The organism is Protofrankia sp. Cr1, assembly GCF_963555865.1.
Classification (GTDB): Bacteria; Actinomycetota; Actinomycetes; order Frankiales; family Frankiaceae; genus Protofrankia.
Genome location: NZ_CAUVXO010000097.1, coordinates 1 through 10,250 on the forward strand (window position 1 = coordinate 1; position 10,250 = coordinate 10,250).

The following is a 10,250-nucleotide window of genomic DNA, read 5'->3' on the forward strand; positions in this document are numbered from 1 at the left end:
AGATGTGTATAAGAGACAGGCTGTGGAGTCACCCCGCGGCGAGCTGGGCTATCACGTCGTCAGCGGCGGCGGCACCAGGCCCTACCGTGTCCACGTCCGGGATCCCAGCTTCGTCAACCTGCAGGCGGTCCCGGCGATGACCGAGGGCGGCCAGGTCGCGGACGTGATCGTCGGCGTGGCGTCCCTCGACCCAGTTCTCGGGGGAGTTGACCGGTAATGCCACTGACCGAACAGACCCGTGCCGCCGCGCGGGACATCATCGCCCGGTACCCACCGGGTCGCTCCCGCTCGGCGCTGCTGCCCATGCTGCATCTCGTGCAGGCCGAGGACGGCTGCGTCACGGCCGAGGGGATCGAGTTCTGCGCCACCGAGCTCGCCATCACCCAGGCCGAGGTGAGCGCGGTCGCGACCTTCTACACGATGTACAAGCGCAAGCCGGTCGGCGACTGGTTGGTGTCGGTCTGCACGAACCTGTCGTGCGCCCTGGTCGGCGGCGAGGACGTCTACGCCCGGCTTTCGCATCATCTCGGTGTCGGCCACGACGAGACGACACCGGACGGCGCGATCACGCTGGAGCATGCGGAGTGCCTGGCGGCCTGCGACTACGCGCCGGTGATGACCGTCAACTACGAGTTCTTCGACCAGGTCGACGCGGACTCCGCCGTCGAGATCGTGGCCGCGCTGCAACGCGGCGAACGTCCGACTCCGACCCGCGGCGCGCCGTTGTGCACGTTCGTCGAGGCGTCCCGGCAGCTGGCCGGTTTCCCCGACCCGCGCCCCGGCGCGGTGGCCGGGCCGGGCGTGGGTGAACCATCCGTGGCGGGTCTCCTCGTCGCGGATGCCGTGGACATGCCGGGTCCGGTTGCCGCGGGCACGCCCGACCCGGTGGCCGTCGGTGCGACGGTCGCCCCGACCGGCACCGCCAAACGGGCCCGCACCAGGCAGACCGCCCATCAGACGAAGGGGAGCTGACCATGCCGGTCACCCCGGTCCTCACCGGACGCTGGAACACTCCCGAGTCCTGGACGCTCGCCACCTACGAACGCACCGACGGTTACCAGGCGTTGCGCCAGGCGCTGGAGACGGGCCCAGACGCCATCATCGGGCTCATCAAGGACTCCGGTCTGCGGGGTCGTGGCGGCGCAGGCTTCCCCACCGGCATGAAGTGGGGCTTCATCCCGCAGGGCGACGGCAAACCGCACTATCTGGTCATCAACGCGGATGAGGGCGAGCCCGGTACCTGCAAGGACGCCCCGTTGATGATCGCAGACCCGCACTCGCTGATCGAGGGCATCATCATCGCCTCCTTCGCGGTGCGGGCGAACAACGCCTTCATCTACCTGCGCGGGGAACTGGTGCACTGCGGACGGCGGCTGCGGGCCGCGGTCGCCGAGGCCTATCAGGCCGGCTACCTCGGCGCCGACATCCTCGGCAGCGGGTTCAACCTGGATCTGGTCGTCCATTCCGGCGCCGGTGCCTACATCTGCGGCGAGGAGACCGCGCTGCTGGACTCCCTGGAGGGCCGCCGTGGTCAGCCCCGGCTGCGCCCGCCCTTCCCGGCGACACACGGACTGTACGCGTCACCGACGGTGGTCAACAACGTCGAGACCATCGCCAGCGTCCCGTACATCATCCGACGCGGGGTGGCCTGGTTCCGGTCGATGGGCCGCGAACGTTCACCGGGGCCGAAGATCTACAGCCTGTCCGGGCATGTGACCCGTCCGGGCCAGTACGAGGCGCCGATGGGAACCACTCTCGCCGAGCTGCTGGAGATGGCCGGGGGCGTCCGCGGGGGGTTGCGGCTGAAGGCCTGGACCCCCGGCGGATCGTCGACGCCGATGCTCACCGCCGACCATCTCGACGTCCCACTGGACTTCGAGGGTGTCGCCGAGGCTGGTTCCCTGCTCGGCACGGCCGCCATCATGGTCATGGATGAGACCGTGGACATGCTCAAGGTCGTCCGGCGGCTGACCCAGTTCTACGCGCACGAGTCGTGCGGAAAGTGCACGCCGTGCCGTGAGGGAACCCCGTGGATGGTGCAGATCCTGTCCCGCCTCGAGCGGGGCGACGGCGACGCCGCCGACGTCGACACGCTGCTTGACGCCTGCGACAACATCTTCGGCCGGGCCTTCTGCGCTCTTGCCGACGGTGCGACCTCGCCGATCGTTTCGGGCATCGCGTTCTTTCGCGACGAGTTCCTCCGGCCCGCATCTGACCGGTCCGCATCTGACCGGCCTGCATCGGCCCGGTCCGCATCCGACAGCGTCGCCGGTTCGCCGGACGCCCTCGCGAGAGCTCACTGATCACTATGACAACCGTGTCGACGAGCAGCGCCCCGTCACCTCCGGTCGTGCCCACGCCGCCGGACCTCGTCACCCTGACCATCGACGACCAGGCCGTCAGCGTCCCCAAGGGGACGTTGATCATCCGTGCGGCCGAACTGCTCGGGATCGAGATCCCGCGTTTCTGCGACCATCCGCTGCTCGACCCGGTCGGCGCCTGCCGGCAGTGCATCGTCGAGGTCGAGGGCCAGCGCAAGCCGGTCGCGTCCTGTACGGCGGCAGTGTCGGCCGACATGGTCGTGCGTACCCAGCTCACCTCGCCGGTCGCCACCAAGGCGCAGGCGGGGACGCTGGAGTTCCTGCTGCTCAACCATCCGCTGGACTGCCCGGTCTGCGACAAGGGGGGTGAGTGCCCGCTGCAGAACCAGGCCATGGCCAACGGCAAGGCCGTCTCCCGGTTCAAGGAGACCAAGCGGACCTACCCCAAGCCGCTGGCCATCTCCACCGAGATTCTGCTCGACCGGGAGCGCTGCGTGCTGTGCGCGCGCTGTACCCGGTTCTCCGCGCAGATCGCCGGCGACCCGTTCATCGAACTGTTCGAACGGGGTGCGGACGAGCAGGTGGCGGTCGCCGAAGGCCAGCCGTTCACGTCGTACTTCTCCGGTAACACCGTGCAGATCTGCCCGGTGGGGGCGCTGACCAGCGCGGCCTACCGTTTCCGCGCCCGGCCGTTCGACCTGGTCTCGACCCCGACCACCTGTGAGCACTGTGCCGACGGATGCGCGTTGCGGACGGATCATCGCCGCGGCACGGTGATGCGGCGGCTCGCCGCCGACGACCCGGCCGTCAACGAGGAGTGGAACTGCGACAAGGGCCGGTTCGCCTTTGCCTACGCCGGCGGCGCCGACCGGCTCCGCACGCCGCTGGTCCGTGACGACGCCACCGGCGAGCTCGTCGAGGCATCCTGGACCGAGGCGCTCGCGTTCGCGGCCCGGGGCCTGGCGCAGTGCCGGGACCGCCACGGCGTCGGCGTCCTGGCCGGTGGCCGGCTGACCCGCGAGGACGCCTATGCCTACGCCAAGTTCGCCCGGCTCGTCCTGCACACCAACGACGTGGATTTCCGCGCCCGGCCGCACTCGGCGGAGGAAGAGGAGTTCCTGGCCCACGCCGTCGCCGGTACCGGCATCGGAGTGACCCACGCCGACCTCGCGGCCGCGCCCGCGGTGCTGCTGGTCTGTCTGGAACCCGAGGACGAGGCGCCGATCACCTTCCTACGGCTGCGCAAGGCCGCGGCCAGGCGGGGGACGGCGATCTTCTCGATCGCGCCGGTGGCGACCCCGGGCCTGGCCAAGATGGCCGGGACGCTGCTGCCCACCGCCCCCGGCGGGGAGGCTGCGCTGCTGTCGAGCCTGGCAGCCGGGGACGCAGGTGCTGCGGACCTGCCGGCCGGTGCGGCATTGCAGGTCGGTGCGGCGCTGCGGGCGCCCGGAGCCGTGATCCTGGTGGGGGAGCGGGCCGCGCAGGCCCCCGGGACCTTCACCGCGGTCCTGCGACTTGCGGAGGCGACCGGCGCTCGGCTGGCCTGGGTGCCCCGTCGCGCCGGCGAGCGTGGTGCCCTGGCCGCAGGCGTCCTGCCCTCGCTGCTGCCCGGTGGCCGCCCGGTCGCCGACGCGGCGGCACGGGCAGAGGTGGAGGAAGCCTGGGGCGCGGCCGTGCCGGTGCGGCCCGGCCGCGACACCGCGGCCATCCTCGCCGCGGCGGCTGCCGGCGAGCTCGACGGGCTCGTCGTGGCCGGGCTGGACGTCGAGGACCTGCCCGACCCGGCCGCCGCGTTCACCGCGATCGCGGGCGTGCCGTTCTGTGTCTCGCTGGAAGTTCGCCGGTCCGCGGTGGCCGAGGTCGCCGATGTCGTTCTGCCGGTCGCACCGGTGGCGGAGAAGGCGGGCTCGTTCGTCAACTGGGAGGGACGCCTGCGCGCGTTCCAACAGGTTCTGGAGACTCCGGCCCTGGCCGACGTGCGGGTGCTGCACATGCTTGCCGCCCAACTCGGGGTGGCGCTCGGTGTCGCGGACCCCGGCTCGGCCGCCCGTGAGCTCGCCATGCTCGGCCGTGCCGGTGACGCGGTTCGGCGGGTACCGGCGCCGTCGGTGGCACCGCCGGTGCCACCTGACCCGCCCGTCGGTCACGCCGTGCTGGCGAGCTGGCACCAGCTGATCGACGACGGTCGGATGCAGGACGGCGAGCCCTATCTCGCCGGGACGGCCCGACCGCCGAAGGTCAGGCTGTCCGCGGCGAGCGCCGGCGAGATAGGCGTGGTCGACGGTGACCTGGTCTCGGTCACCAGCGACCGTGGGACGATCACGCTGCCCCTGGAGATCACGTCCATGCCTGACCGGGTGGTGTGGGTCCCGACCTTCTCGCCCGGTTCACACCTGCGCCGCTCACTCGCGTCCCGCACCGGCGAGCTGGTACGGGTCGGCGCGAGCGGGCGGACTTCGAAGGGCCGGTCATGAGCTATTCATCCTCGCTCGGGGCCCCCGTGGGGCAGCCGCTGGCCGCCGCCGCCGGAGATCCGGACCTGTCGGCCTTCGGCAGCGACCCGTTCTGGCTGATCCTCCTCAAGGCCGTTGCCGTGTTCGCGTTCCTGCTGCTGACAACGCTTTTCGCCATCGTGTTCGAGCGTAAGGTGGTCGCTCGGATGCAACAGCGGGTCGGCCCGAACCGGCACGGCCCCAAGGGCTGGCTGCAGAGCCTGGCCGACGGCGTGAAGCTGATGCTCAAAGAGGACATCATCCCGGTTCTCGCGGACCGGCCGGTCTTCATCCTCGCACCCATCGTTTCGGCTATCCCGGCCTTCCTCGCGTTTTCGGTTATCCCTTTCGGTCCCGATGTGTCGATTTTCGGCCATCACACCGCACTGCAGCTCGCGGACCTACCGGTCGCGGTTCTGTTCGTGCTCTCGGCGTCATCGCTGGGCGTGTACGGGCTCATTCTCTCCGGCTGGGCGAGCGGATCGACCTACCCGTTGCTGGGCTCCCTGCGTTCGGCGGCCCAGATCATTTCCTACGAGGTCGCGATGGGCTTGTCCTTCGTCGCGGTCTTCCTCAACTCGGGGACGCTGTCGACGTCGGGCATCGTCGCGGGCCAGCGCCACTGGTGGAACGTGTGGCTGGTGCCGTCCTTCATCATCTACTGCATCGCGATGGTCGGAGAGACCAACCGGACGCCGTTCGACCTGCCCGAAGCCGAAGGAGAGCTGGTCGGCGGTTTCCACACCGAGTACAGTTCGATCAAGTTCGCGTTCTTCTTCCTCGCCGAGTACATCAACACGGTCACCGTGTCCGCGGTGGCGACGACACTGTTCCTCGGCGGATGGCAGCCGCCGCCGATTCCGTACCTCTCGCACTTCGACACCGGTTGGTTTCCGGTGATCTGGTTCGTGCTGAAGCTGCTGGCATTCCTGTTCGTCTTCATCTGGCTGCGCGGCACGCTGCCCCGGCTTCGCTACGACCAGTTCATGGCGTTCGGCTGGAAGGTCCTGATCCCGGTCGGGCTCGTATGGCTGCTCGCCGTGGCGACCTTCAAGGTGTACCGGGAGAACGTCACCGACCGGACACCGTGGCTGATCGGTTTCGGGATCGCGGTGGGAATCCTGCTCATCATCACCCTGCTCGACCCCGGCGCTCGAAAGCACGCCGAACGTCTTGAGGCCGCCGAAGACGAGCGCACGCGCAACGCACCCAGCCTGGAGCGGATTCCGTGGCCGCCGCACCAGCCGTCATCGCAGTCATCATCGAAGTCGCCGTCGCCGCCGTACACCCCCGGCCCGCATCGACCGTCTTCCGTCATCGCCGCGGGTGGACCGCGTCAGGAGAGCTGAGCCATGGGGATCTTCGACCCCTACAAGGGTTTCGGCGTCACCTTCTCGACCATGTTCAAGAAGCCGACGACCGAGCAGTATCCGGAGGAGAAGAAGGCGACCGCGCCCCGCTTCCACGGCCGGCACCAACTCAACCGTCATCCGGACGGGCTGGAGAAGTGCGTCGGGTGTGAGCTGTGCGCCTGGGCGTGCCCAGCGGACGCGATCTACGTCGAAGGCGCCGACAACACCGAGGAGGAGCGGTACTCCCCGGGAGAACGGTACGGGCGCGTCTACCAGATCAACTATCTGCGCTGCATCCTGTGCGGCCTGTGCATAGAGGCATGCCCGACCAGGGCACTGACCATGACCAACGATTACGAGCTCGCCGACGACAGCCGCTCGGATCTCATCTTCACCAAGGAACAGCTGCTCGCTCCGCTGGGGGACGGGATGACGGCGCCGCCGCATCCCATGTTCCTCGGCGACAGCGAAACGGACTATTACCGGTTCGACCCGAACCGCTCGGGTCCGTTCGACGCCTCGGGCTCTGCCGGTTCCGGGTCCCCTGACCCGGATGCGGTGCGTGGCGGGGATTCGGAGCTGGTCCGATGAGTGCGGAAATCATGGTTCAGGCGGCGGGTGAGTTCACCCGGACATCCACCGGTGAGGCCACGACCTTCTGGATACTCGCGCCGGTGGCCGTTCTCGCCGCACTGGCCATGGTGCTCGCTCGCAGCGCCGTGCACGGGGCACTGCTGCTGGTCGTGAACCTGTTCTGTCTGGCCGTCTTCTACATGGTGCAGGATGCGCCGTTCCTCGGTTTCGTACAGATTATCGTGTACACCGGGGCAATCATGGTGTTGTTCCTGTTCGTGCTCATGCTGGTCGGGGTGGACTCCTCGGACTCCCTCGTGGAGACCCTGCGAGGCCAGCGGGTGGCGGCGATTGTCCTCGGGGTCGGGTTCGCCGGGCTGATGGTGTTTCCGATCGGCGGTGTGATCAGTGGGACCAAGGCCGCCGGGCTCGATGCGGCCAACAACGGCGGCAACATCCAGGCGATCGCCCGTCTGCTGTTCACCGACTACGTGTTCGTGTTCGAGATCGTGTCCGCATTGCTGATCATTGCTGCGGTCGGCGCCATGGTGCTCGGCCATCGCGAACGCGTCGGTGGCAAACCCACGCAGAAGGACATGCTGCGGCGGCGGTTCGCCGCCGGTGGCCCGGTCACCCCGACACCGGGACCGGGCGTGTACGCGACACCCGAGGCAGCCAGCGCGCCGTCGGTACTTCCGGCCGGTTCCAGCACGAGTTCTGGCAGCGGTTCCGCCAGTGGTTCCGCCAGTGGTTCCGGCCGTGGGGATGCGGACAGCCCGCACCCGGTCGGGGCCGGAAAGGGCACGGTCCGGTGAACCCCGCGAACTATCTGATCCTGTCCGCTCTCCTGTTCACGATCGGGGCGGTGGGCGTCCTGCTGCGCCGTAACGCCATTGTCGTGTTCATGTGCGTCGAGCTGATGCTCAACGCGGCGAACCTGACTCTGGTCACCTTCTCCAGGATCAACGGAACGCTGGACGGCCAGATCATCGCTTTCTTCGTGATGGTCGTCGCCGCCGCGGAGGTGGTCATCGGCCTGGCCATCATTCTCACGATCTTCCGAACCCGCCGCTCCGCCTCGGTGGACGACGTGAATCTCCTGAAGTACTAGAGCCTGTCCGGTGGATATCGGTCGATGTGGGCGATGATCCAGAAGGTCTTCAGCCGGCCAGTCGACGGCGCTGGCGCCAGGTGTAGTGACGAAGTGGTGGCCGGAATTCCGGTTACGGCAGAACGGACGATGAGTGCAGTGACGCATATACATCTTGGCCATGCATTCGGTGGCCGTGCCGGCGGTAACGAGGTACGCCATGCCGCATGAGCTGCAGTACGCCCCCGCCGTCGGCTCGTTCTCGGTGATGTGGCTGTTGTTGGTGCTGCCGCTGGCGGGGGCGGCGATCCTGTTGCTGGGTGGGCGCCGGACCGACCGCTGGGGACACCTGCTGGGTACCGCGACCGCCGCCACAAGCTTTGTCGTGGCTCTGGTGCTGTTCTTCGCGCTGCTAGGGCGCGGCGGCGGCGATCGGGCGGTCTCGCAACACCTGTTCTCCTGGATTCCGGTCAACAGTTTCCAGGTGGATGCCGGACTGCTGTTCGATCAGTTGTCCGCGCTCTTCGTCCTGCTGATCACCGGGGTGGGGACGCTCATCCACGTCTATTCGATCGGCTACATGGCGCACGATCCGGCGCGGCGGAAGTTCTTCGCCTACATGAACCTGTTCCTGGCATCCATGTTGCTGCTCGTGCTCGGTGACAACTTCCTGGTCCTCTACGCCGGGTGGGAGCTGGTCGGTCTCTCGTCCTACCTGCTCATCAAGTTCTGGGAGTACAAACCGGCCGCGGCGACCGCCGCGAACAAGGCCTTCTACATGAACCGGGTCGGCGACGTCGGGCTGGCCCTGGCTGTCATGTTCATGTTCGCGACGGTCGGCAGCACGAACTTCGGCACGGTGTTCGGCGCGGCCGCCGCGGGTGTCATCGGTTATGGGACGCTGACGGCGATCGCACTGTTGCTCCTGCTGGGCGCCTGCGGGAAGTCCGGCCAGTTCCCGCTGCAGGCGTGGTTGCCCGATGCGATGGAGGGTCCGACCCCGATCTCCGCGCTCATCCACGCGGCCACGATGGTGACGGCGGGGGTGTATCTCATCGCCCGGGCCAACCCGATTTTCACCGAAACCCAGGCGGCCCGGACCGTTGTTGTGATCATCGGTGCCGGCACCATCCTGATCGGCTGTGTCATCGGTTGTGCCTACGACGACATCAAGAAGGTGCTCGCCTATTCGACGGTGAGCCAGATCGGTTACATGTTTCTGGCCGTCGGTCTCGGTCCGGCGGGTTACGCACTCGGGATCATGCATCTGCTCGCGCACGGCTTCTTCAAGGCGGGACTGTTCCTCGGCTCGGGTTCGGTGATCCACGCCATGGACGGCGAGCAGGATATGCGAAAATACGGTGCCCTCTGGCGGCTGATGCCGATCACCTGGGCTACCTTCGGTATCTGTTATCTTGCGATCATCGGAGTTCCCCCGCTGTCCGGGTTCTTCACCAAGGACAAAATCATTGAAGCGGCCTTCGACAAGGGCGGAACCAGCGGGTATCTGCTGGGCTCGGCTGCGTTGCTCGGCGCGGGGATCACCGCCTTCTACATGACGCGGCTGTTCCTCATGACCTTCCACGGCGAGCGCCGCTGGTCGCAGACGGGGCCGGAGGCCAGGCACCCACACGAGTCCCCGACCGTGATGACCGCCCCGATGGTCCCGTTGGCGATCGGGGCGGCGGTTGCCGGTGGCCTGTTCGTCCTCGGTGGTTCCATCCAGAACTGGCTGGCGCCGGTGGTCGGCGAGAGCGCCGAGGTGGGCGTGCACACCATGTCCCCCGCGGTTCTCACCGCACTCACCCTGCTCGTCGCCGCCGGCGGGTTCGCCGGGGCCTACCTTCGTTACCAGCTCCGCCCGGTCGAGGCCGTGGCCCGGCCCGACGCCGAGGTCGGCCTGGTGACCGTTGCCGCGCGACACGATCTCTACGCCAACACGTTCAACGAGACCGTGTTCATGCGCCCGGGCCAGTACGCCACCCGGTTCCTGGTCTGGCTGGACACCGTTGGAGTCGATGGTGTGGTCCGCGGCACCGCCGCGGCGGTCGGCGGCCTGTCCGGCCGGTTGCGCCGGACCCAGACCGGATTCGTCCGCTCCTATGCGCTGTCGATGTTGGGAGGTGCCGTCCTCGTGGTCGGCGCGCTCTACCTGGTAAAGGCCGGATGACGTGAACAGTTTCCCCTGGTTGACGGTCCTGCTGATCGTCCCGGCCGCGGCCGCGGTTGTCGTGCTGGCCGTCCCACGGCGGTTCGCCACCGTGGCCAAGCAGATCACACTCGCGGTCACGCTCGTGGAGTTCGGGCTGGCGCTGTTGGCGACCATCGCGTACGAGCCGTCGCGTGCCGGTTTCCAGTTCGCCCAGAAGTACTCCTGGATCAGGCAGTTCGGGGTCTCCTACTCGGTGGGCGCTGACGGCAT

8 protein-coding genes and 1 pseudogene are annotated in these 10,250 nt (G+C 68.1%); all 9 read left to right on the forward strand.

Features of this window, described 5'->3' with window-relative positions; genetic code table 11:
• The first annotated feature begins 216 nt into the window (after positions 1–216).
• Positions 217–972 carry an NADH-quinone oxidoreductase subunit NuoE gene (nuoE, locus tag U9980_RS10585; protein WP_322747885.1) on the forward strand — a complete coding sequence of 252 codons (756 nt, stop codon included), beginning with the start codon at positions 217–219 and terminating at the stop codon, positions 970–972.
• A gap of 2 nt (positions 973–974) precedes the next feature.
• A complete protein-coding gene (nuoF, locus tag U9980_RS10590) occupies positions 975–2,303 on the forward strand; it encodes an NADH-quinone oxidoreductase subunit NuoF (RefSeq protein ID WP_322767759.1) in 1,329 nt (442 codons plus the stop codon).
• A gap of 5 nt (positions 2,304–2,308) precedes the next feature.
• On the forward strand, positions 2,309–4,795 hold the full coding sequence (locus U9980_RS10595) for an NADH-quinone oxidoreductase subunit G (protein ID WP_322767760.1): 2,487 nt from the start codon (positions 2,309–2,311) through the stop codon (positions 4,793–4,795).
• A complete protein-coding gene (gene nuoH / locus U9980_RS10600; protein WP_322767761.1) occupies positions 4,792–6,162 on the forward strand; it encodes an NADH-quinone oxidoreductase subunit NuoH in 1,371 nt (456 codons plus the stop codon). The genes U9980_RS10595 and nuoH overlap by 4 nt, the downstream gene beginning before the upstream one ends.
• A gap of 3 nt (positions 6,163–6,165) precedes the next feature.
• Positions 6,166–6,756 (forward strand): NADH-quinone oxidoreductase subunit NuoI, encoded by a 591-nt coding sequence (nuoI, locus tag U9980_RS10605; RefSeq protein WP_322767762.1) that lies wholly within the window; start codon positions 6,166–6,168, stop codon positions 6,754–6,756.
• On the forward strand, positions 6,753–7,553 hold the full coding sequence (locus U9980_RS10610; protein WP_322767763.1) for an NADH-quinone oxidoreductase subunit J: 801 nt from the start codon (positions 6,753–6,755) through the stop codon (positions 7,551–7,553). The genes nuoI and U9980_RS10610 overlap by 4 nt, the downstream gene beginning before the upstream one ends.
• Complete coding sequence (gene nuoK / locus U9980_RS10615) at positions 7,550–7,849, forward strand: NADH-quinone oxidoreductase subunit NuoK (protein ID WP_322747891.1); 300 nt, start codon at positions 7,550–7,552, stop codon at positions 7,847–7,849. The genes U9980_RS10610 and nuoK overlap by 4 nt, the downstream gene beginning before the upstream one ends.
• A gap of 199 nt (positions 7,850–8,048) precedes the next feature.
• A complete protein-coding gene (nuoL, locus tag U9980_RS10620) occupies positions 8,049–9,998 on the forward strand; it encodes an NADH-quinone oxidoreductase subunit L (RefSeq protein ID WP_322767764.1) in 1,950 nt (649 codons plus the stop codon).
• Position 9,999: 1 nt separating this feature from the next.
• Positions 10,000–10,250: pseudogene (locus tag U9980_RS10625) on the forward strand (NADH-quinone oxidoreductase subunit M); the annotation flags it as partial.